Here is a 22,391-nt window from a genome sequence, read left to right as displayed (position 1 = left end):
TTGCTGTGTCATCCGTGGCAAACTTACTTTTACGACTTCTGCTTGAGTAAACGTTGCAGGTATTGGCCGTACTGGGTTTTGGAAAGCGGCTTGGCTAGCTCACTCAGGCGCTCATCGCTGATCCAACCGTGCTGCCAAGCAATCTCTTCCAAACAGGCGATCTTCAGGCCTTGGCGGTGCTCTATGGTTTGTACGTATTGACTGGCTTCTAGCAGGCTGTCGTGAGTGCCGGTATCAAGCCAGGCAAAACCACGGCCTAAACGCTCTACGCGCAAATCGCCGCGCTCCAGGTAAGCATTATTCACACTGGTGATTTCCAGCTCGCCACGCTCGGAAGGCTCGACCTGTTTAGCAATTTCGACAACGTCATTGTCGTAAAAATACAGCCCTGTGACCGCATAAGCCGATTTTGGCTTCTTAGGCTTCTCTTCGATAGAGATGGCTTTGCCACTCTCATCAAACTCTACAACGCCAAAACGCTCTGGGTCTTTAACAAGGTAGCCAAATACACTGGCCCCTGTGGCATGTGCACTGGCACGTTTCAACTGCTCTGAAAAGTGCTGACCATGGTAAATATTGTCGCCCAACACAAGGCAAACGGGGCTGTCACCAATGAACTCTTCGCCAATAATAAAGGCTTGTGCCAGGCCGTCAGGGCTTGGCTGTTCGGCGTATTCAAACTGAACGCCAAAGTCATCGCCATTACCTAGCAAGCTTTTATACTGCGGCAGGTCTTCAGGCGTCGAGATGATTAGGATCTCTCGAATACCGGCCAGCATTAAGACAGAAACCGGGTAATAGATCATCGGCTTGTCATAGACAGGCAGCAGTTGCTTTGAGACACCACGCGTGATGGGGTGTAAACGGGTGCCAGATCCTCCGGCAAGAATAATGCCTTTGCGTTGGGTGCTTTGGCTCATAGTGACCTCCTTTGTAGGTTGTTTACCACGGACACTCACTGAAAACGCGGATAAGTGAATAACCCTCTCTTTGATTTTTTCCGTGGTGTCCGTGTCTTCCGTGGCTTAAATATTTTCGAGGTATTCTTTAAGGGTTAGGCCCAACTGGGATTGCCAGGTCGGTAGTGTGACACCAAGGGCAGCTTCAAGTTTACTCAGGTTCATTCGTGAGTTTAGAGGCCGTTGTGCAGGCGTTGGATACTCAGCGGTGGGAATGCCCGCTGCGCCTTGCGGCTTAATAGCAAGCGTTTCTCCTGCTTTGCGTGCCTGCTCAAAAATTTCGCATGCGAACCCGTGCCAGCTTGTTTCCCCTCTTGGCGCCAGGTGGTAGATGCCTGAGGGGATGTGAATGGTGAGTGGTGAATTGTGAGTAGTGAATGCTAGTGCGGTGGCCTGGGCGATTAGGCGTGCGGGTGTGGGCGCGCCTATTTGGTCGTTGACGATGCTGAGCGCTTCACGCTCACGACCCAGACGTAGCATGGTTTTCATAAAGTTGTTGCCGCGTGCGGCGTATACCCAGCTGGTGCGGAAAATCAGGTGTTGGCAGCCACTTTGGGCAACCGCCTGGTCGCCTTCCAGCTTGGTCTGGCCGTATACACTGTGCGGCTCTGTGGGGCTATCTTCCTGCCAGGGTGTTTCACCATCACCTGGGTAGACGTAGTCGGTTGAGTAGTGCACCAGCGCAATGGTGTGCTTGGCAGCATACTCAGCTAACTGTGCTGGCAGCTCGGCATTGAGGCGTTTGGCTTGCTCTGGTTCGCTTTCGGCTTTATCGACCGCTGTGTAAGCGGCGGCGTTGAGGATCAGTGCTGGCTGGTGTTCAGCCAAGTAGGCGTCTACTGCTTGGGCATCTGTTAAATCAAGTTCATGCCGTGTAGGTGCTAACACATTGCCGAACAGGGCAAACTGACGCTGGAGCTCAAAGCCGACTTGCCCGTTTGATCCAGTGATGAAAATAGTGAGGGGTGAAGCGTGAGGTGTGAGGTGTGCGTGTTCAGATGTCATAGTGAAGCCTTTAAATGCTTGATCAGTCCGCCTAGCTGTGAAAATACAGAGTTGATCGCTAGTTCCAGTGCTGAAATATCATCCATATACCCTAAGCGTTGGGCAATTTGGCACTGAGTTTCAAGTTCACTGAGCGAACCACGTGCAATGTGCAAAAATCTTAAAAAGTCGGGTTTACTACCACGCGCCGCTCCTTCGGCTATATTGCTTGGCACAGATACAGCAGCACGTTGCATTTGGCTAGCTAACCCATATCGCTCAACTGAGGGAAAGGATGAGGTCATTGAGTAAATAGCGACAACGAGATCCATCGCTTCTTGCCATACCCGCAGTTGCTGATGCTTCCTCATGATTTACCTCACTCCTCACCAGCGAAGCGCTTACCCCTTACTATACATTCCCGAGGCGTTGGCCTTGGTAGCTGCCGTCTTGTACGCGTTTCCACCAGGTTTCGTTGGCGAGGTACCACTGCACTGTTTTACGCAGGCCGGTTTCAAAGGTTTCTTCTGGCACCCAGCCTAGCTCGCGTTCGATTTTGCTGGCGTCGATGGCATAGCGGACGTCATGACCGGGGCGATCGGTGACGAAGGTAATTAAATCTTTGTGAGAGCGCTTCGCTTGAGAAGGGTGAGCGCCCTGCGGGCTTGTGAGGGGTGAGGAGGGTTCCCTCACTCCTAACTCCTCACTCCTCACTTCTGCCCCCTCACTCCTCACGCCTAACGCCTCACTCGGCGCTAATTCATCCAGAATCTCACAGATGGTTTCCACCACGTGCAGGTTCGTTTGCTCGTTGTGGCCGCCGATGTTGTAGGTCTCGCCTACCTGCCCTTCTGTGGCTACTTTGATCAATGCGCGGGCGTGGTCTTCTACATACAGCCAGTCGCGGATCTGCTGTCCATTGCCGTACACGGGAAGCGGCTTACCGGCTAGCGCGTTGAGAATCATCAACGGGATGAGCTTTTCCGGAAAGTGGTACGGGCCGTAGTTATTCGAGCAGTTGGTCACCAGCGTAGGCATGCCATAAGTACGCTGCCAGGCGCGCACTAAGTGATCAGAGCTGGCTTTACTCGCTGAATAAGGCGAGCTGGGCGCATAGGAGGTTTCTTCGGTAAATAAGTCATCCGTGCCTTCTAAATCGCCATATACTTCATCGGTGGAGATATGGTGAAAACGAAATGCTTCGGCTTTGGCGGTATCTTTCTGCTGCAGCTCTTTCCAGTAATTACGGGTGGCTTCTAGGAGTACAGCGGTACCAACCACATTGGTTTGGATAAACTCTGCAGGGCCGTCAATAGAACGATCTACATGGCTCTCTGCTGCTAGGTGCATGACTACATCAGGCTGGTGCTGTTCGAACAGCTGCTGCATGGCAGTTGCATCGCAAATATCGGCCTGAGCAAAGGTGTAGCGCTCGCTTGTTTCAACATTTGCCAGGGATTCTAAATTGCCTGCGTAGGTCAGCTTATCTACGTTTACCACTTGGTGAGCTGAGTTTTGAATAAGCTCACGTACTACCGCTGAACCGATAAATCCGGCTCCGCCGGTAATTAAAAATGTTTTCTGCGTCATTACTATTAAGCCTTTCGTTTCATCATTTTTTACATTTCCACATGCGGGGAGGCTTGCTTTAGTGCCTCTAAATGCTGGATCGCATGTGCGACTTGATGTTCTCTTTTAGGTATATCTTTCTCTATCTGGTGTTGATAAAGCAGTAAGAGCTTTTCTGCCTTCGCTATATCAAGAGACCGCTTTGCTTCTTTTAATTTAAAGCGGCATAGTCGAAGATGATTTTCAGCACCGGCTATATCTTGAGGTAAGCTGGGGTCAATATTTGATACTGGTTCCGGTTGCTTAACTTCCTCCACCGTTGAAACAGCTTTATGCTTATCTATATCGTCGTGGTAGGCCTTAATTGCATCCTTGACATTATCGTACCAATGCGCGGTGCCTTCTTTCAGGTACAGGCCAGCGGAACATAAATCTTTTAAGATACCTTCCGAGTGGGAAACCATAATCAGCGAGGCTTCACCCACTTTAGACTGGAATAAAGCTTTAGCTTTTTCTTTGAAAGCTCTGTCACCCACCGCCGTGGCTTCGTCAGATATATAAATATCAAAATCAAAGGCGAGGGATAGTCCAAAAGATATACGCGAACGCATACCGGAAGAGTATGTGCGCACCGGTTCATCAAACGCTTCCCCAATCTCAGCGAACTCTTCTACAAATTGAATTACACGCTGTACTTCCTGGGGTGAGGAGCCTTGCACCCTAGCGACAAATTTAACGTTTTGCCGCCCTGTCATATTATTTTGCATGCCCCCCGCTAACCCTACGGGCCATGAAACCCGGCTGTGGCGAATCACTTCGCCGCGCTCAGGACTATCCATACCGGCAATTAAACGCAGCAGCGTGGATTTACCCGCACCGTTGGCACCAATCAACCCGACACTCACCCCTTTGGGGATCGTCAGATTGATGTCTTTAAGCACCCAATCGCTGCCGTGGTGGTTGTGGTAGCGTTTGTAGAGATTACGTATTTCGATCATTGGTTTTTTTGTGAAGGGTAAGGGGTTAGCGCTTCGCTTGTGAGGGGGAACACCTCACTGCTATCAACTAACTCCTTACCGTTACACTTCTGCCTTTGCGTTTATAGAGGCTTTCGAGTTCAACTTTGAGCGCTGCGCGGGCGGTTTGTTCGCCGTGTACCAGGCGGATGGTGTGGGGCCAGCGGCGCATGCGTTTTACAAAGTTGAGTAGGTCTTTTTGGTCTGCGTGGGCGGAGTAACCACTAATGGTGGAAACGCCCGCTTTTATATCAAACCGTTCGCCGTCGATGGCTACCCAGCCGCCCTGTGGGCCGTATTGCTGGATATCCCGCCCTGGGGTGCCCGCCCCTTGGTAGCCCACAAACAACACTTGGTGGCGTTCATCGCCGAGCATGGCTTTTAGATAGTTCATGATTCGCCCGCCTGCACACATGCCGCTGGCGGCAATCACTAGCGCCGGTCGGCCTGTTTTGGCCAGGTATTCAACGGTTTGTTCGTGCTCTGCGTGGCTATCCACGGTGTAGATATTGGCGAAGTTAAGTGGATGGCGGCCACTGCGCAGGCGGCCTTGGGCTTCTTTATCCCAGTAGGGTTTTAGCTCGCGGTAAACCTTTGTAAAACGCGCAGCTAGCGGTGAGTCGACAATGATTTCCAGTGACTGCCATTGCGGTGAGCGCGCTTGATGAATAATGGTTTCTAGCTCGTAGAGCAGCTCTTGGGTGCGGCCGATACTGAACGCAGGCACCATCACCGTGCCACCGTTAGCGAGTGCTTGCTCTACGGCGGCTTTTAGGGTGGCGCGGCGCTGGCGGCGGTCTGGGTGTTGGCGGTTGCCATAGGTGCTTTCGAGTACCAGTTGGTCGCAGCCGTAGGGGGATTTAGGTGCAGGTAGTAGCGGTGCGTATGGGGCGCCTAAATCGCCGGAGAATACGATGCGCTCTTTTTCACCGGTCTCAGCATCCTGGTAGCTCACTTCAACGTAGCTGGAACCTAGAATGTGCCCTGCCCGTTTTAGTTTTACCCGTGTGGTGCCTGTGCCTTCACCTATCCCTGCGTTTTCAGTCGTGCTTGCGCTAGCGCCGGTGTGGCCGCTTACTTCGCTTACCCTGCCTATGTTGTGCCATTTGCCATAGGGCACGCTCACGATTTGCTTTTCGAGCTGCGCTTGAAAGCGTTCGATCAGTTGGGCGTTGCGGGTGAAGCCAATTTTTAGCGCGTCTTCAATCACCAGGGGCAGCAGCTTGGCCGTGGGGATCGAGCAGATAATCAGGCCGGCGAAACCCGCCGCCAGTAAGTAAGGCAGCCTGCCCACGTGGTCAATATGGACGTGGGTAATTATGAGCGCCTTAACGGTGCTGATATCGAATTCAATTTGTAGCTGCTCGAAGCTGTCTTCCGCGGCGTCTTCCCCTTGGAAGAGTCCACAATCCACCAGTAGCGATTCGTGACGATTGAGTAGCAGTTGGTGACAGCTGCCCGTTACCCCAGTGGCCCCGCCGTGGTGAATGATGTCGAGCATTGGTAAACCGTTAGTGGTGAATTGTGAGGTGTGAGGCGTTTGGCTTCAGCGAACCCGCGGTCGCAGTGTGGGGCGGTGCTGGGGTTGGTTATGTGCCCTTGGGCGTCGTTCCGACGCCTTTCGCGGGTGCCCACGAACGCTCGCTGAACTCGCTTTCTCGTTACCACGCGCTACGGTATGTGCTTCCACCATGGTTCTGTGCATGCGTGATTTAGTAGCGCGTGGTAAGCCTCAGGCGCACCCGCGGGAGCAGCGCGGAGCGGTGCCGGGGGTTGGTTATGTGCCGTTGGGCGTCGTTCCGACGCCTCCCGCGGGTGCCTCGTTTGCTCGTTCCTCGCAGACTCGTTACCACGCGCTACAAAAATGTGAATCGTGAGTGGTAAATGGTGAATCGTTTCGTACCATTCACCCTTCACGATCCACCCCTCACCATTCACCCTTCACCCTTCACCCTTCACCCTTCACCCCAACCTTAATCGCGGTGATCTTTGATGATCATCATCAGCATGCTGAAGATAAAGGCGAGGAAGATGGTGATGATGGCGAATACGCTGCTGTTGTAGAGCCGGTTGGGTTCTGTGGGGTACTCCGGGAATAGCGGGCTTTGCAGTATGCTTACCTGCTTGAGCTGGCGGGCAGCTTCCAAGCGGGTGTTTTCTAACGCCGCCAGTGCACTTGAGTAGGTTTCCTGGGCAAACTGTGCCTGCAGTTCTAGTGTTTCATATTGCGCAGAAACACTGTTGAGCGAGTCGCCTGAAGCTTGGGCAATTCGATCACGCTGCTCAATAATTTGGTCGCGCAATGCGGTGATATTACGCTCGACTTGGCGCAATTCAGAAGACTGGGAGCTTTGGAAGCTGGCTAATGCGCTGCGCTGCGCTTGCAGGCGGGCTAGATCAGCCTCAAGTGTTGCCACCACTTGGTTAATATTTTCCACCGTTGCGGTTGGTGAAACCAAACCATATTCGTTTTGGAATTCAAGCAGCTTGGCCCGGGTCTCTTCGAAGCGCTCTTCAAGTCGAACCATTTGCTGTTCTAAAAATTTCACCTGCTCATCTGCTAGACGGTGCCCCATTTCATTCATATGGTCTTCACCTGCTTCAAGTAGCAGCGTGGCCACGTCATGAGCAAACTCAGGCGTATATGCTTGTACACGAATATTCAATACACCTGCGTACTCATCCAGCTCTACCTCTACCCGGCGCAGGTAATATTGGTGCAGATCTTCAATGGGGGCATCGCGGTTATGCAGCTTGGCGAAGATATCTCCATGCTCGGCATAGTGTTCACGAAAATTGAGTTGCTCATCTATCAGGCGCAGCATATCGACTGAGAGTAAGTGCTCACGCAGCAGTAATAAATCGTGAGTATTACCACCTCCACCGCTGCCCATAATTGACGATAGGCTAAATTCCGGCGTAGCGACCTGGGGGCTTTCTAACACTACGGTTGCGCGGGATACATAGCGTTCCTCCGCCCATACAAACCAATAAAACGAGACTAAAGCAATCGCGATTATCGCCACGGCCCAGTGTGGCGATGTTTTAACAAAATGACGGAAAGAACGTTGCATAGTTTATTGTGCCTTCAAACGATCAATAAAGCGCAGGTGCATCAACAGCCCCAGGGCGATTAAGGTGAGTGTAAATAGCCAGAAATAGAGCATGCTGGTGCCCGTTACGACTTGGTACTTGTCAAAGAACCCCAGGCGCAACGTTTCAAGACCATGCGGGATAGGGTTAAGCATCAAGTATTCCAGCAACCAGTGGGGCAAAGAGTTCAATGGAAGAATTACACCTGAAATTATCAAGAGAGGTAACGAAAGCATACGTATTACCCTCCCAACTTCGGGTACAAGCGCATTGGCTACGGAAGTTATTAGCCCCAATCCCAAACCAAGGCACCACAGTGAAAGCCAAGCAGCCATCACCCTAATGACATTATCTGGGTATAGTTCCAACCCCAGCATTAACCCGCCGCCGATAAAAAGCAGGAAGATAAAACTGCGTAGCATGCCTTCTAAAAAGTTACGAACTAGCACGGGGTCTACGGGTTGAACTTGACGGTAAGCAAACAGAGATTTATTACCCTCAATGGCGCCCATCCCCCTCAACATACCTTCCCGTACTAGAAAAAAGCCCATTAGCCCCACAATCATCCAGGGGACAAATTCGGCATTCACTACCAGGCGATCACCACTAACAAAACTACGAATTCCGACCATAATGCCAGTAAAGGCGACTGGCTCGAAAATCATCCAAAACCAGCCCATACGATCCGACATGGTGCGCGAAATGGCTTCGCGCATGAACATGGCGTACCACACGCTGCGCGTGACTTGCCATGGTGTTCGTGTGCTTCGCCGTGGGCCGCCGTTTACGTTATCCATAGGGCTACTTCTTGAATAAGTGAGGTGTAAGGGGTGAGGTGTAAGGGGTGAGGTGTAAATTGTGAGGTGTGAGAGGGACTTTCTTCACCCTCACTCCTTACTCTTCACTCCAAACCCCTAACTCCTCACCCTTCTCCTATTACAGATCAACCGCTACTCTGGTTGCTACGGCAATCTGGTAGAGGATCTGCGTTATCGTGGAGGCTAGCTGAAGGTTGTGCGTGGGTGCCGCGGGCATAACGAGGATTTCGTCGCCGGGACGCAGATTCACGTTACGGGCGTTCTCGACAGCACCATTCTGACGAACCACAAGAATATGATCGTCATCTGCGCGGTCGGTGAAGCCGCCAGCACCTTCAATGTAATCGATCACGCTCATGCCTGGGCGATAAACAGCGGCTTGGGGCACAAGCACTTCACCACTTATCAGCATGGAGTCACTCACTTCCGGAATAGTGACCACATCGCCATCCTGCAGGCGAATATCAGAAATGCGCCCATCGTAAGCGACGACTAAACGGCCACTGGGTTCTAACTCACTGGCACGAGAGATGAAGTCCTGAATCAGCTCCGCTTCTTGTACACGAATCTGCGCTTCTTCATTGGTGCTGGAGGGTGCGCCTAAGTAGGTGGTCTCTAGACGACGTAGGCTTTCTTCAAGGGACTGCGCTTGCTGCTTTTTAACACTTTCACGCTTTATTGAGATGCTTTCTACGGCGGTCATGTTTTCTGGCACGGCGATGGCGTCTAATAATTCACTTAAGCGAGCATCCCGCGGCAAAGCGTACCGTGAAGGGCCGTAATAGCTGCCTTCTACTTCCACAACGATGGTTTCACTGCGCTTATCTGAGCTGAACAGCACTTCGTCGCCGCTGCGGATCGTTTGACCGGCAAACATATCAATGGGGAAGTATTGAGCAATAGGTCCTTCTTCACGGTCACCACGTAGCAAAACGTGTGAAACACCGCTTCTTAACCGCGCTAGATTCACCAGCTCAGCGCCACTCAAACTGTTGCCTGTCATTTCATAACGGTATTCACGGTGAACATCTCCACCTACCGCAATTGCGGGGCCACGCTCTTCGACTACGATGGTGTCGCCATCTTGAAATTGCGGGCGGGGTATATTGCCGTTGATCAAGAAGTCATAGAGGTCGACGGTGGCGACATTGCGACCGTCGCGCATTACACGAATTTGGCGATAACTGCCCAGGTCTTGATCTATGCCGCCGGACTGATCTAGAAAATAGAGCAGAGAGTCGTTGGGTGTGCCCGCGTAACGGCCGGGGTTTTCAACATAGCCTGTGACGTAGACGGCTACGGGCTGTACACCTTGCAGGTTGGTATAGACCTGGACGTTATCTGGGTATACCGAGGTAATGGCTTGGCGCACGCTGCCATCCACTTCCTGACTGCTTTGTCCTTCTACGTTAAGCGGACCAGAACCGGGAATGAAGATATTGCCTTGTGCGTCTACAGGTAACACTCGGTCAAACTCAACCGCGCCCCAGGCACGAACGGTGACTTGGTCGCCCGGTTTGATGCGGTAGTCAGGGTTGAGGCCATCGCCCATCGCACCGCGAAACCCGCCGCTGAATAAGTTGGCGCCAAACGGCGGTAGCGCGTCTGGATCTTGTGGAGTGGCCGACACCGGGCCATATGTGCCGCTATTCCAATTGGCTCGGGGTGTATCGTTGACTTCTTGCTGCTGCAGGCTGCCTTGTTGGTTAGCCTGCTCAGGTACAATGCTGTCGGAAAGGCTTAGCGCCTGCGCCCATGTGTTGGGCACTACAAAAACGCTGGCAAGCGCTATGGAAGCGACGGCTAGCGAGCGATTTAGCGTAGCGCGGTCAAGCAGTGTGGTCACTTTCATTAATTGCGCCCCTGTGTTGTTTGTGCCACAACGCGTTGATTAACCCAACCATTGGATGTTTTGCAGACGAGTGCTGAACGCGCGTTATTGGAGTCGACGGCTACTACTCTTAGCTTGCGACACTCGCGCCCACTGGCGGCAAGGTAGGCGGCGTCAGCCACAATCTCGACATTATTACCCCATGGGCTGTCTGGAGCATTAATCACGGCACCTGCGGGCGCCTGTGTTAAAAAGCCATTGAGGTTGTCGTCTTGCAGCAAGGTGGCCGGGTCGTTATTCAATACATATTGCGCTTCTTGCTGCGTGTTGCTCGCCGGATAAGAAGCGCAGCCGCTTAAAATGGCAGCACTAAGCACCGCCAACAGCATACGAGCTCGCATCACGGGTAAACGTTGAGGTGTCGACATCATTATTTCCAAATAAAAGGCACGCTACCGCCCAGGGATTATAACGGGCGTATTCCCTTGCCCTACTTCTCTGGGTGGATGAAAGTGGGTGGCATAAGCGCAAAGCGTTTTTGCCAGCGCCCCATTGTAGGGGAATACCGCCAGCGGCTCTACATGGACAATGCCTGTACAGCTTATTCATTCTTCGTGTAAAAATCGCGGTCGTTGAAAACCCAAATAAAAACGGCCACATTTTGTGACCGTTTTGATATAAACAAGCTCTTGAAACGCCGTTAGAAGTGATAACGTGCGCCTGTCAGCCAATATGTCCTGTCTGCCGTGTTTTCTTTGCGCATGCTTAGCGCATCACCATCGGCTAGCTCTACGAACACGTCAAATGCACTGGTGACTTTATAGTAAGCGCCTGCAGCCCAGGCGTTACTCTCCTCGCCTTCGTCACGGTCTACGTTGTAGTAATCTGCGGTAAAAGCCCAGGGCCCTGTGGAGTAGGTACCACCTAGGCCGACCGTTTCGAACCCTTTGCCATAAGTATCGCTGTTGTCTTGAGTCTCAACACCTAAGCGCATTGATAGCTGATCAGATAGCGAGTATGCCCCAATAAGGCCATACAGCGTTTCACCATTTCCACTGCCACCACCACGCACTACGTTTTCCACTGCACCAAACCCAACTTTGAATGGGCCTTGCTGATAGCGAATACCACCTTGTGCGGCAACAACCTCACCTTCACTACTCTGCTCTGAAGCCGTTAACCCCCGCTCGCTGTAGTGCTTAACCTGGAGAAAAGAAGTGAAGCCGTTCAGCTCAGGCGTGTAGTAAGCAATTGAATCACCCCAAGACTGCAAACCCGATGATTTAAACAGTAATCCCCGGTCTTGATAAACATCAAACGGCAGCGAGACAAACTGGGCATACATGCTATTAAAATTACCTGCCAGCAACGTGCCATACTGCTTACTTGATAAACCGATGTAGCTTTGTCGTATTTCGTTGAACCCTTGATCCGTGTTGCGCTCATCGCCAGTAAACCGCCACTCCAAGTGTCCTAATGCCGTTAGGTCTGAAGTAACCGCATGACTCATTCGAAACCCTAGGCGGGAGTAGACATCAATAAATTCCGCGCCGTCATCCACTTTATTGCCAGCGCTATTAAACTCAGGGCCACCGCCCGCAATACCCATGGCAATACGGCCGTAAATATCCAGCTTCGTGCCGTCCTGATCATAAAGTGTTGTGGCTTGAACCGAGGAGATACTTAACAGACTTGCTACAACCACCGCTAACTGCTTCTTCTGCATTAGAAATAATCCCTTGATACGCTAATCTTGTTCACTGCTTTAGCTATTCAGCTATTCTCAGCTATATGCAGCGAAACAATGTTATACAATATCAAGCCGACCTTAAAGGAAAACAGTTCTTATTTGTATTAATAAATATTATTGGCAAAAATGCAAAAAAAACCGGCCTCTAAAGAGGCCGGTTCTATTTGGTTCTGCTAGGCAGTTACCTTTTAAGCGTAGTGTTTAAACCAGGCTTAGAAGTGGTAACGAGCGCCTGTTAGCCAGTACATGTCGTCGCCATCAGCGCGCTCAACATCGACGCCACTGCCACCGCCGATGGAAACGTCGATAGACGGTTGGTCAGCTTGCTGCAGCTCTAGGAACACATCAAAGTTGCTGGAAACGTTATAGTAAGAACCCAGGGCCCAAGAAGTGCGGCTGTCGCCGTTGTCAGGATCTACATCGTAGATGTCAGCAGCAAACGCCCAAGGACCAGTGGTGAAAGTACCACCTAGGCCAACTGTGTCGTAACCACCACCACGAAGGTTGTTATCGTCGCGAGTTTCGTAACCCAAGCGAGCAGAGAACTGGTCAGTGATATCGTAAGAACCGATCAGACCGTACAACATTTCAGCGTTACCGCCGCCACGTGCAACGTCATCAACAAAACCCAGACCAACAGTTACAGGGCCTTGTGCGTAACGAACACCACCTTGCGGCGCGATTACGTCACCTTCAGAAGTTTCTTCCGCTTCAGTCAGGCCGCGCTCGCTATAGTGTTTCAGTTGCAAGAATGCAGTGAAGCCGCTCAGGTCAGGCGTGTAGTAACCGATAGAGTCGCCACGCGACTGCTTCGGGTGACCAGCAAACTCTAAACCGCGATCAATTTCCCAATCGAACGGCAGAGAAACGAACTGATTGTAGAAGCTGTCGAAATTACCTGCTTGGAAAGTACCGAACTGGTCGCTTTGCAAGCCGATGTAGCTCTGACGAACTTCTTTGAAACCGCTGTTGCCATTACCGCTAGGGCCGGTACGCTCGTCACCGTCGAAACGCCACTCAACACGACCGAAAGCAGTCAGGTCACGTGAAACTTCGTGGCTCATGCGCAGACCAAGACGTGAGTAAACATCTACGAACTCAGCGTCGTTGTTGATTTTTTCGCCGTCACCGTTGTACTCAGGGCCGCCACCAGCAACACCCATGGCGATACGGCCATAGACGTCCAGTCGGGTGCCATCCTGGTCATAAACGGTAGCTGCTTGTGCTGCAGCAGAGGCACCCAGGGCGCCAACGATAGCAGTCGCTAAAAGTGTCTTTTTCATGATGTAAGTTCCTTAACTCGTATACTGTTTCGATCGTTGCTGCTCAACTCTTAATAAGTTGGCAGTTGGCTTTTGCGGGCCATGCTCTTTTGCCATCCGCCGGTTTTTTCCCGGTGGTATGCGGCATGTCCTCAACTAAGCCTTGTTATAGTCCAATGCTCGCAGAACAAACTCTATACCGGGACTCCAGGGAACGCAATAGAAAAAAACAGTGTTTTCTTACTATTTGTGCTTTTTTATGGAACCCCTGCTGCTGGGCCCGGTCTCAGCGGCCTTTGAATTTCTGCTGTAAATCTAACAATTTGTCTTCCAAGCTAAGCGACTTACGCGGCTCGCCTTTTTCTGCCTTCGGTTCTGCATCCTGCGCTAAATCAGGCTGTTTCGGTTTTTCTTGACGGGTGTTTTTAGCGGCAGGCGATGGTTTAGGTTGCGCTTTTTTGGGCTGCCCTCCTTCTTTCTTCTCACCGCGTTTTTCTGCTGCGTGTCGCGCCGCTTCTTTATCGACCTTACCTGCGGGTTGGCCATCCAAATCTACCCGTTCGGCACCCTCGCGCACTGCTTTTATATAGCGCGGGAGGTTCACGTAGTTGGCTAAGGCTCGACGAATTAGCTTATTAGGCCACTCTTCGCGCTCTGCAAGCTGTTGATGAATGCCAACTTTTAAGGGCTTGGTGTGGCCTTTAAAAAACGCCTTGGGGTAGCGCTCGTACCATTGATTCAGCAGGGCGTGCGGTGAAGGTGCCTTAACCGTTTCAGCGGTAGCCGATGATTCACCTTTTTCTTCTGGCCCTGTTTCTTCTGGCCCTGTTTCTTCTGACACGACTTCTTCTGGCTTGACTTCTTCTGGCTCGACCTGATCTGGCGCTACTTCACTAGATGGTGGCGTTTCAGGCGCTTTTGGGTCGAGAACCTTTGCATCGACAGCTTCTTCGCTATGTCTTTCATTATCTATTTTAGTCGTGGCTTCGGAGCTTGGCACGCTTTGCGATTGGGTTTCTTGCAACGCCAATTGCTGTTTTAGCCGCTGGTTTTCTTCACGCAGGGCATGTAGCTCAGCTTGTGTGCGTTCAAGACGCGCTTCTAAATCATCTAATATATTCATTAAGCTGGCGGCCATAGCCTTCTCCTTTGCCCTTTTTAGTCGGCGATGCGCTCGTAAACGACGAAATCATAACTTGGCTGCCCTTCTGCTGGCTGCCCCGCTACGCGCTGTACTTCTTGCCACTCGCTGGGGTCGAAGTCAGGAAACGTTGCGTCGCCTTCTACCTCTATGTCCACTTCCGTTATGTAAAGCCGCTGTGCAAAGGGAAGCGCTTGGCGGTAGATTTCTCCGCCTCCCATTACCATGATCTCTTCTGCCGCCTCTATGGTGGCGTGCTGGTCGGCTAGCTCTAACGCTGCGGGCAGGTCGTGGCACACGCGCACGCCTTCGTGGGAAAACTCGGCGTTGCGGGTGACAACGACATTAAGCCGATTAGGCAGCGGCTTGCCAATGGAAGCGTAGGTTTTACGCCCCATGACCAGCGGTTTTGCCTGGGTAATGCGTTTGAAGAACTTTAAATCTTCGGGCAGGTACCAGGGCAACTTGCCGTCTACGCCGATCACACGATTTTTAGCCATGGCAACGATCATTGCCACCGGCACCAGAGAGTCGAAAGCGCCGTTTTGATTACTCGTATCGTTTCGCTGGCTCATACCGCTACCTCGGCCTTGATGTGCGGGTGCGCCTCGTAAGCGTCAATGTGAATATCTTCAAAACGGAATGCGAACAGGTCGTCTACCTCTGGATTGAGCACCAGCTTAGGCGCCGCTTTAGGCGCACGCGATAGCTGTTCTTTGGCCTGTTCAAGGTGATTACTGTACAGGTGCGCATCGCCTAAGGTGTGGATAAATTCACCCGGCTGCAGGCCGGTCACCTGGGCGACCATGGTCAGTAGTAAGGCGTAGCTGGCGATATTAAACGGCACGCCGAGGAAAATGTCGGCGCTGCGCTGATAGAGCTGGCACGACAGCTTGCCATTGGCCACATAGAACTGGAACAGGCAGTGGCACGGTGGTAGCTGCATTTCATCGACCTGGGCTGGGTTCCATGCAGAAACAATCAGGCGGCGGGATTGGGGTGTGGTGCGAATTTGACCGAGCACCTTGGCAATTTGGTCAACGCTGCCACCTTTTGGGTCGGGCCAGCTGCGCCACTGGTAGCCGTAAACGGGGCCTAAATCGCCGTTTTCATCCGCCCACTCGTCCCAAATCCGCACGCCGTTCTCTTTTAGGTAGGCGATGTTGGTGTCGCCTTTCAGGAACCACAGGAGTTCGTGAATAATCGAGCGCAGATGGAGTTTTTTGGTGGTCAGTAGTGGAAAACCACGCGATAAATCAAAGCGCATTTGATGGCCAAACACGGAGCGCGTGCCGACGCCTGTACGGTCGTGGCGGTCAACGCCATGCTCCAAAACGGTTTGCATCAAGTCTAAATAGGGTTGCTCAAGCGCGGGCGTTGGTGCAGTCACAGAATTTCCAAATTAACAGGCGATGTAGCGGTTTATTCTAGGCGCCCATAGCTGCCCGGTCTAGCAATGCCGCCCCGTTAACGTTATTCGCCCAACCCCGGCACCGCTTCACGCTGCTCCCGCGGGTGCGCTTCGCTTACCACGCGCTACGAAAACCACCCATTCAAGTGGGTGCACGAACCGTAGCGCGTGGTAACAAGTCTGCGAGGAACGAGCAAACGAGGCACCCGCGGGAGGCGTCGGGACGACGCCCAGTGGCACATAACCAAACCCCGGCACCGCTTCGCGATGCTTTCGCGGGTGCGCCTGGGGCTTACCACGCGCTACTAAATCACGCATGCACACGACTGTGTGGAAGCAAACTCCTGTAGCGCTTGGCGCCCAATTAACAGCACCGCGGTGCTTTAGTTTGAAAGTTTTACGTCCACAGGCTGGGAGCGTGACCAGGCGATGATGACGAGGCCTAGCGCGATCATGGGGAGCGAGAGCAGCATGCCCATGGTGACCCAGCCGAAGGCGATAAAACCGATGTGGGCGTCGGGCATACGGACAAATTCGACCATAAAGCGGAACACGCCGTAGCAGACTAAAAACAGCCCGGATAAAAAGCCTCTTGCGGTCGGCTTGGCGGAGACCCACCACAGAATGGCAAACAGCACGACGCCTTCTAACAACGCCTCGTAGAGTGCTGATGGATGACGCGGCTCAGGCCCCATGCCGGGAAACGGCATGCCCCAAGGAAGCGAGGTCATGCGGCCCGGTAGCTCGTGATTAATAAAGTTACCAATACGCCCGGCACCCAAGCCAATCGGCACCAGAGGAGCGATAAAGTCGGTGAGCGTTAAAAAAGCCAACTGCTTACGCCGAGCGAATATCCAGGCGGCGAGGAGCACCCCGAGTAGGCCGCCGTGAAAGCTCATGCCGCCATCCCATACGCGGAAGATCCACAGCGGGTCGGCTGTCCACTGTCCTAGCCCGTAGAACAGTGCGTACCCTAAGCGCCCTCCAGCCACGACACCGATGGCGCAGTAGAAGAGCAAATCACCAATATCGTCATTATTGAGACCAATACGCGATGCGCGCCGACAGCCAAGCCACCAGGCGGCGACAAATCCCACCACATACATAAGGCCATACCAATGGACTTGCAGCGGCCCCAAGGAGATAGCCACTGGGTCAATCGTTGGGTAATTAATCATTTACACTCTCTAATCTGACCAAAGGAAATATGCAAGACGCCCACTCAGCACGTAAAACGGTCACAGACTAGGTGAGCAGGAAACGCACCCCTACCACTGCCAGCAGTAACGCGAAGGAGAGACGTAGCACATGAGCGGGCAAAACATGGGCAAGTTTAACGCCTAAGCGGGCAAATGGAACGCTGGTGACCACGATACTGAAAAACGCTGGCCACATAACAAAGCCAGTCGTCCAGGCGGGCAGCAGCGGATTACCCCAGCCCACCACGATAAACGCCAGAGCCCCCACCAGCGCGATGGGTAGCCCTACCGCCGCTGCCGTGCCCACCGCCTGAGTCATGCTGGCACCACAGCGTGATAGTAGCGGCACTGTCATGGCGCCTCCGCCAATCCCGAACAGTGCAGAAACAGCGCCGATCACGCCACCGGCGAGCGTCATTATCCATTTGCCGGGCGAGGCACTGCCCGGCTTAGGCGTTAATCCAAACACCATTTTGGCGGCAATGAGTAGAACAAAGATGCCAAACATAGTTCCCAGCGCCGTGCCGGAGAGGTTGTCGGCAATAAACGCCCCAGCGATGGAACCTAATACTAAGCCAGGCAGCAGCGCTGTAAGCCACCCACGGTGAATGCTGCCGCGCCGATAATGGCCAAGGGTGGACGATGAACCGGTGACGAGAATGGTAGCGAGAGAGGTGCCAATGGCTAAATGCATGACAATTTCAGAGGCGATGTTCTGCAGACCAAACGCGAAGACCAAGACAGGAACGATAATGAGCCCACCGCCCACGCCAAATACACCTGCCATGGTGCCCGCAACGGCGCCTAAGGTTAAATAAATCGATAGCGCCGTGACGATGGTCATTCAGACGGAACCGCTTCAATCGTGCCTGGAAACCAGTAAGCAATCATATTCATGAGGGTTTGGGGTTGGTAAGGCTTGGCAAGTAAGTCATCCATACCGGCGGCTAGACAGGCGTCGCGCCCGGCATTGTCGACGTTGGCCGTTAGTGCGACCAACACGCTTTGACTAACGCCATGATTGCGCTCGTACTCGCGCCAGCGCCGGGTGGTTTCGAGCCCGTCCAGAGTGGGCATAAAAATATCCATAAATACCAGATCAAATATCGCGTTTTGCTGGCGTTCCAACGCCTGTTCACCGCTGCTAGCGCCTTCCACCTGTAGGCCCTGGGTTTCCAGCATCTGCCGGGCCAGCATCAAATTTACCGGCCCGTCGTCGACGACCAATACGCGTAAAGTGCGCGGCGCCCCCGGGCGATCACCACTCCTCCCTTGTGCCTCACCACTCAAAGAATTTTGTTCAGAACCTGGTTCAACTCCTCCCTCAGCGCTTTGTTGAACAAGATTGGTCAGTAGCGCGCGGATATCCGATAGATGCTCATACACTTCCATGATATTTTGCCCACCGTTATCGGTGAGCTCTTTATCAACCATGCTGTTTAAATGGTCTAACAAGCTATCCGTTTCACGCTGCAGCAGCGTTAAGTAGCCTGATTTTAATCGTGACTCTTCCCGTGCCCTTTCTCGACCGGCAATCAAGTGCTTGAGCTGCCGTTGCTGGTGCTGAAGATCGTCCAGCAGGGTTTGCTCATGCTCCTGCCGGGTGTTCTTAGTAGCGGCAGTGGCCACTTGGGAGCAGTGCATGCAGCGCTCAAGACCGGCGAGGATTTCATTAACGCTGGCCAGTCGCTGAAGGGGTAGATGAGATTCGTCGGCGACATCCGGCGGGGAACATTTATGCTCGGGCAGTGAACGCGCAGCGGTAGCGCATAGTGCTTGACTGTGCCGTTCAAGTTCGGTGAGTTCTTGCATAAAGCGATTATCTTGACGCCGAGCATGCGCTTTAACCAACATCAGGAAGGCGCCGACATTCAAACTGCTGCCGATAAGCAGCGCCGCCATTAGCCACAACATGGTGCTCCAAGAGACGTAGCTGGGCGACATCCACCACATCATGGCGCCAACCACCACGCAGAGCACGATTAATGCTGCTTGCACAAGCAGCAGTGGCCACAGCAGAGGCCAAACAATGGCATTCCAAAAGTGCTCCCTTTGATAGCGCTGCATGATCTCGCCTTCCTATTGGCCGTATGGCCGCTGATAACGTGACCGCTGTTTAAGGCCCCACACCCATTCGGTGTGACGATTTATGCTACAAACATGATACTAATGTCAGTGTACGTCTACGCTTCGTTACTGTCATGCGGCTCTTGCGTTGAACGTTTTTCATCCTTATCGCCTGCGAGTTTGTTATGTGCTTGATATCGTTTGCTTGGCAACCCGGCACCCCCATGCCTTTGCGGCTAATGGGTAACCGTGATGAGTTCCATGCGCGCCCCACCGCGCCGCTGGGTGAGTGGCAAGATAACTCGGCCATTGTCGGTGGCCGCGATTTAGAGGCCGGTGGCTCATGGCTGGCAGCCAAGCGCGGCGGTGTTGTGGCCGCGTTAACCAACGTACGTGACCCGCAATTGGGCACCCCATCCGGCGCGCCAAGCAGGGGGGAGCTGGTCGCCGATGCCCTGCAATGTAGCGATATAGAAGCGTGGCTAACTGCGCTCAGCCAGGGCGAGGCAATGCGCTACGCGGGCTTTAATTTATTGGTCGCCACGCCCCAACGGCTTTGGCACCTACACCGCAGCAGAGATCGTCTGGCTCTCACTGAGGTAGCTCCCGGGGTTCATGGCCTCTCCAACGCTGATCTCAACTCACCCTGGCCAAAGCTTCTACACGTACGCACTGCGCTTGAGCACACTCTTTTACAACCAGACCCGTTCCAGGCATGGCCTAGTGGCGTTCAGCGCGCTATGCAAAATCCACAAGAAGCGGCTATCGAGGAGTTGCCGGATACCGGCGTGGGGCTTGAATTGGAGCGCCAGCTTTCAGCGGCGTTTATTGTCGGCGAGCGCTATGGCACCCGCGCCACCTCGTGGCTCACTCTGGATAGCGACGGGCACATCGAAGTTACCGAACAGCGCTTTGGGCCGCTGGGGCGCTTTGAGGGTGAAACCTCTTTAGCGTTGCCCAGCAGTTCGCTTGAATCCACTTTCTAGTATTTGCAAAAAAAAGTTAGTCACGGGGCGGCATCAGGTGCGATAGCTGCCACTCATCCATGCGTCCCTCTAGATGGGTATGCACCTGGGCAGGGGTGTCTAGTTCCATCACTTCTTTGAGCAACTGCTCGGCATCGCTGAACGGCACCCGGCGAATGGCCGCGCGCACTTTGGGCAGGCTTGGCGCATTCATGGAAAGACTGGTAAAGCCCATGGCCATGAGCAGCAGCGCTCCAGCCGGGTCTCCGGCCAATTCACCACAGAGCGAAATGGGCTTATCGAGCCGCGTGGCATCGTTAGCAAGTTCCAGCAGAGCGCCGAGCAACGCCGGGTGCAGCGCATCGTAAAGACTCGATACGCGCGGGTTGTTACGGTCTACCGCCAGCAAGTACTGGGTTAGATCGTTGCTGCCCACGGAGAAAAAGTCGACTCGCTTCGCCAGCGCGTCCATTTGATAGATAGTGGCGGGCACTTCAATCATCACGCCCACTTTAGGTCTGACGACAGTAATCCCTTCTTCGCCCAGCTCTAAAATGGCGCGATCCAGCAGGCGCAGCGCTTCATCGACCTCTTCGACGTTGGTAATCATCGGGAAGAGAACGTAGAGGTTATCCAGGTCGATCGAGGCTTTGAGCATGGCGCGCAGTTGCACCATTAACACTTCCGGGTGATCCAGCGTTACCCGCATACCGCGCCAGCCTAGAAACGGATTCGCCTCTTCAATGGGGAAATAGGGCAGATCCTTGTCACCGCCGATATCCAATGTGCGCATGACCACCGGCAACGGGGCAAAGCCTTCGAGCTGCTCACGATAAAGCTTGGTTTGCTCTTTCTCGCCGGGGAAGCGTTCGGTAATCATAAACGGCACTTCGGTTCGATAGAGGCCCACTCCACCGATACGGCTTTTAAGCAGCGCGGTGGCATCTACCGCTAACCCGGTATTGACCATGAGCGGCATCGTGTGACCGTCGGGCGTGGCGCTGGGCAGATCCTGCTCGTGCTCAAGCAGTTCGCTGAGCGCCTCTTCTTCGGCGATCAGACTTTCATAACGGGCAGTAAGTTCAGGCGCCGGGCGCACAAACAGGCGACCACGGTGACCATCCAGCACCACCGGCGCCCCGCCTAGGCGCGGCAGCGGTAAATCCACCATGCCCAGCACTGTCGGGATGCCCATGGCCCGAGCGACAATCGCCACATGGGACGTGCTGGAACCGCGTACCGAGACCAGCCCTTTGAGCTTTTCGCGGGGGACTTCACCCAGCATGGCCACGCTGATCTCATCACCGACCAAAATAGCGTTATCGGGGTAGGTTTCCGGCGTGGATGGGGTATCTTCTTGCAGATGCGCAAGTACCCGGCGGCCAAGATCACGAATATCTGCCGCTCGCTCACGCAGGTAGTTGTCGTCTACCCGCTCCAGATACTGGACGTGACGACGCACTACATCGGCCAGAGCGCCTGGTGCCCACTGGCCTTCGCGAATGCGTTTTTCCACTTCATCAGCCAGCGCGGCTTCGCCGAGCATCTGCTGATAAACATCGAACAGCGCCAGCTCTTGAGCAGAGATCCTGCTTGCCAAACGTTCGGCCGCGGCACGAATTTCGTTGCGGGTTTTGCCAATGGCTTCTTTGAGGCGGGCGACCTCATAATCCTGATCGCGGGGTATCAGATCCGGCACGCTGTTTAAATCCGCGGGCGGGGTAATCACCACCGCTTCCCCCATGGCCATGCCAGGCGAGGCAGCAACGCCTTTAAACATTGCCTGCCCTCCGGCAAGCGCCGGGCGCAGCAGGTTGCCCGTGGCTAAAGCATGCGCCAGCACACCAGCCAACTGCGCGGCCATGGTGACCAGAAAGGCTTCGTCCTCATCGTCGTAGCGGCGCTTTTCGGCTTGCTGAACCACCAATACGCCCAGCATGTGGCGCTGATGAATAATAGGCACACCCAAAAAGCTGGAGTAGCGCTCCTCACCGGTGGCTTCAAAGTAGCGGAATTGCGGGTGGGTCTGGGCGTCTTCGAGGTTAAGCGGCTCGCTGCGTTTGGCCACCAAGCCCACCAGGCCTTCACCTAACGGCAGTACTACGCGCCCTACGGCTTGAGTGCGCAGACCAATGGTCTCCATCAATACCAGCGACTCAAGCTCCTTGTCGTAAAGGTAGAAGGAGCACACATCAGTCTGCATCGCTTTACGAATTCGGCGTACCATCGTGGACAGCGCGGCGTCGAGGGTGCGCGCGCCGTTCACTTCCTGAATCACCCGGCGCAACACCTCAAGCATGGACGTTTTACTTTTCACTATTATTTG

The 22,391-nt window shown here is 53.6% G+C and carries 20 protein-coding genes; 1 reads left to right on the top strand and 19 read right to left on the bottom strand.

Annotated features, from left to right (window positions below; translation table 11 throughout):
• Nucleotides 1-29: 29 nt before the first annotated feature.
• From rfbA to RO22_RS07255, 18 genes are all read right to left on the bottom strand, one after another.
• The gene (gene rfbA, locus RO22_RS07345; protein WP_041157943.1) at nucleotides 30-920 is read right to left on the bottom strand and encodes a glucose-1-phosphate thymidylyltransferase RfbA; all 891 of its coding nucleotides are present in this window, start codon (nucleotides 918-920) and stop codon (nucleotides 30-32) included.
• Between the two features lie 105 nt (nucleotides 921-1,025).
• Nucleotides 1,026-1,964, bottom strand: a complete 939-nt coding sequence (gene rfbD / locus RO22_RS07340; protein ID WP_052475549.1) for a dTDP-4-dehydrorhamnose reductase — start codon at nucleotides 1,962-1,964, stop codon at nucleotides 1,026-1,028.
• A complete protein-coding gene (locus tag RO22_RS07335) occupies nucleotides 1,961-2,314 on the bottom strand; it encodes a four helix bundle protein (RefSeq protein ID WP_022524126.1) in 354 nt (117 codons plus the stop codon). Before RO22_RS07335 ends, rfbD begins: the two co-directional genes overlap by 4 nt.
• Before the next feature lie 40 nt (nucleotides 2,315-2,354).
• On the bottom strand, nucleotides 2,355-3,533 hold the full coding sequence (rfbB, locus tag RO22_RS07330; RefSeq protein ID WP_041157942.1) for a dTDP-glucose 4,6-dehydratase: 1,179 nt from the start codon (nucleotides 3,531-3,533) through the stop codon (nucleotides 2,355-2,357).
• Nucleotides 3,534-3,562: 29 nt separating this feature from the next.
• Entirely contained in the window at nucleotides 3,563-4,510 is a 948-nt protein-coding gene (locus tag RO22_RS07325; protein WP_084625264.1) for an ABC transporter ATP-binding protein, read from the bottom strand.
• A 67-nt stretch (nucleotides 4,511-4,577) separates the two neighbouring features.
• Nucleotides 4,578-6,029, bottom strand: a complete 1,452-nt coding sequence (locus tag RO22_RS07320; RefSeq protein ID WP_041157941.1) for an MBL fold metallo-hydrolase RNA specificity domain-containing protein — start codon at nucleotides 6,027-6,029, stop codon at nucleotides 4,578-4,580.
• Between the two features lie 472 nt (nucleotides 6,030-6,501).
• Nucleotides 6,502-7,602, bottom strand: coding sequence for a chain-length determining protein (locus tag RO22_RS07315; protein ID WP_041157940.1), 1,101 nt, complete (start codon nucleotides 7,600-7,602; stop codon nucleotides 6,502-6,504).
• Between the two features lie 3 nt (nucleotides 7,603-7,605).
• Nucleotides 7,606-8,418 carry an ABC transporter permease gene (locus RO22_RS07310; RefSeq protein ID WP_027958923.1) on the bottom strand — a complete coding sequence of 271 codons (813 nt, stop codon included), beginning with the start codon at nucleotides 8,416-8,418 and terminating at the stop codon, nucleotides 7,606-7,608.
• A gap of 139 nt (nucleotides 8,419-8,557) precedes the next feature.
• The gene (locus tag RO22_RS07305; protein WP_041157939.1) at nucleotides 8,558-10,291 is read right to left on the bottom strand and encodes a polysaccharide biosynthesis/export family protein; all 1,734 of its coding nucleotides are present in this window, start codon (nucleotides 10,289-10,291) and stop codon (nucleotides 8,558-8,560) included.
• The gene (locus RO22_RS07300; RefSeq protein ID WP_035538447.1) at nucleotides 10,291-10,698 is read right to left on the bottom strand and encodes a DVU3141 family protein; all 408 of its coding nucleotides are present in this window, start codon (nucleotides 10,696-10,698) and stop codon (nucleotides 10,291-10,293) included. The genes RO22_RS07305 and RO22_RS07300 overlap by 1 nt, the downstream gene beginning before the upstream one ends.
• Nucleotides 10,699-10,970: 272 nt before the next feature.
• Nucleotides 10,971-11,996, bottom strand: coding sequence for a porin (locus tag RO22_RS07295; RefSeq protein WP_027958920.1), 1,026 nt, complete (start codon nucleotides 11,994-11,996; stop codon nucleotides 10,971-10,973).
• Nucleotides 11,997-12,232: 236 nt separating this feature from the next.
• Nucleotides 12,233-13,303, bottom strand: a complete 1,071-nt coding sequence (locus tag RO22_RS07290; protein ID WP_022519672.1) for a porin — start codon at nucleotides 13,301-13,303, stop codon at nucleotides 12,233-12,235.
• Nucleotides 13,304-13,568: 265 nt separating this feature from the next.
• A complete protein-coding gene (locus RO22_RS07285; RefSeq protein ID WP_027958919.1) occupies nucleotides 13,569-14,420 on the bottom strand; it encodes a ProQ/FINO family protein in 852 nt (283 codons plus the stop codon).
• 20 nt (nucleotides 14,421-14,440) lie between these two features.
• Nucleotides 14,441-14,998, bottom strand: a complete 558-nt coding sequence (locus RO22_RS07280) for a dihydrofolate reductase (RefSeq protein WP_027958918.1) — start codon at nucleotides 14,996-14,998, stop codon at nucleotides 14,441-14,443.
• Entirely contained in the window at nucleotides 14,995-15,768 is a 774-nt protein-coding gene (locus RO22_RS07275) for a thymidylate synthase (RefSeq protein ID WP_051430537.1), read from the bottom strand. The genes RO22_RS07280 and RO22_RS07275 overlap by 4 nt, the downstream gene beginning before the upstream one ends.
• A gap of 449 nt (nucleotides 15,769-16,217) precedes the next feature.
• Nucleotides 16,218-17,012 carry a prolipoprotein diacylglyceryl transferase gene (lgt, locus tag RO22_RS07265; protein WP_009288662.1) on the bottom strand — a complete coding sequence of 265 codons (795 nt, stop codon included), beginning with the start codon at nucleotides 17,010-17,012 and terminating at the stop codon, nucleotides 16,218-16,220.
• Nucleotides 17,013-17,079: 67 nt separating this feature from the next.
• Nucleotides 17,080-17,877, bottom strand: a complete 798-nt coding sequence (locus RO22_RS07260) for a sulfite exporter TauE/SafE family protein (RefSeq protein WP_041157937.1) — start codon at nucleotides 17,875-17,877, stop codon at nucleotides 17,080-17,082.
• Nucleotides 17,874-19,100 (bottom strand): response regulator, encoded by a 1,227-nt coding sequence (locus RO22_RS07255; protein ID WP_009288660.1) that lies wholly within the window; start codon nucleotides 19,098-19,100, stop codon nucleotides 17,874-17,876. Before RO22_RS07255 ends, RO22_RS07260 begins: the two co-directional genes overlap by 4 nt.
• Before the next feature lie 185 nt (nucleotides 19,101-19,285).
• On the opposite strand from RO22_RS07255, the gene RO22_RS07250 reads away from it, so the two are divergent.
• Nucleotides 19,286-20,086: an NRDE family protein gene (locus tag RO22_RS07250; RefSeq protein WP_041157936.1), complete on the top strand. Its 801-nt coding sequence runs from the start codon at nucleotides 19,286-19,288 to the stop codon at nucleotides 20,084-20,086.
• 16 nt (nucleotides 20,087-20,102) lie between these two features.
• Here RO22_RS07250 and ptsP read toward each other — a convergent pair whose 3' ends face one another.
• Entirely contained in the window at nucleotides 20,103-22,364 is a 2,262-nt protein-coding gene (ptsP, locus tag RO22_RS07245) for a phosphoenolpyruvate--protein phosphotransferase (RefSeq protein WP_027958836.1), read from the bottom strand.
• Nucleotides 22,365-22,391 lie beyond the last annotated feature (27 nt).

It is taken from the genome of Halomonas sp. KHS3 (assembly GCF_000830495.1).
Lineage (GTDB): Bacteria > Pseudomonadota > Gammaproteobacteria > Pseudomonadales > Halomonadaceae > Vreelandella > Vreelandella titanicae.
The sequence above is the reverse complement of the archived record's forward strand: the minus strand, read 5'-3'. Positions and strand labels throughout refer to the sequence as shown.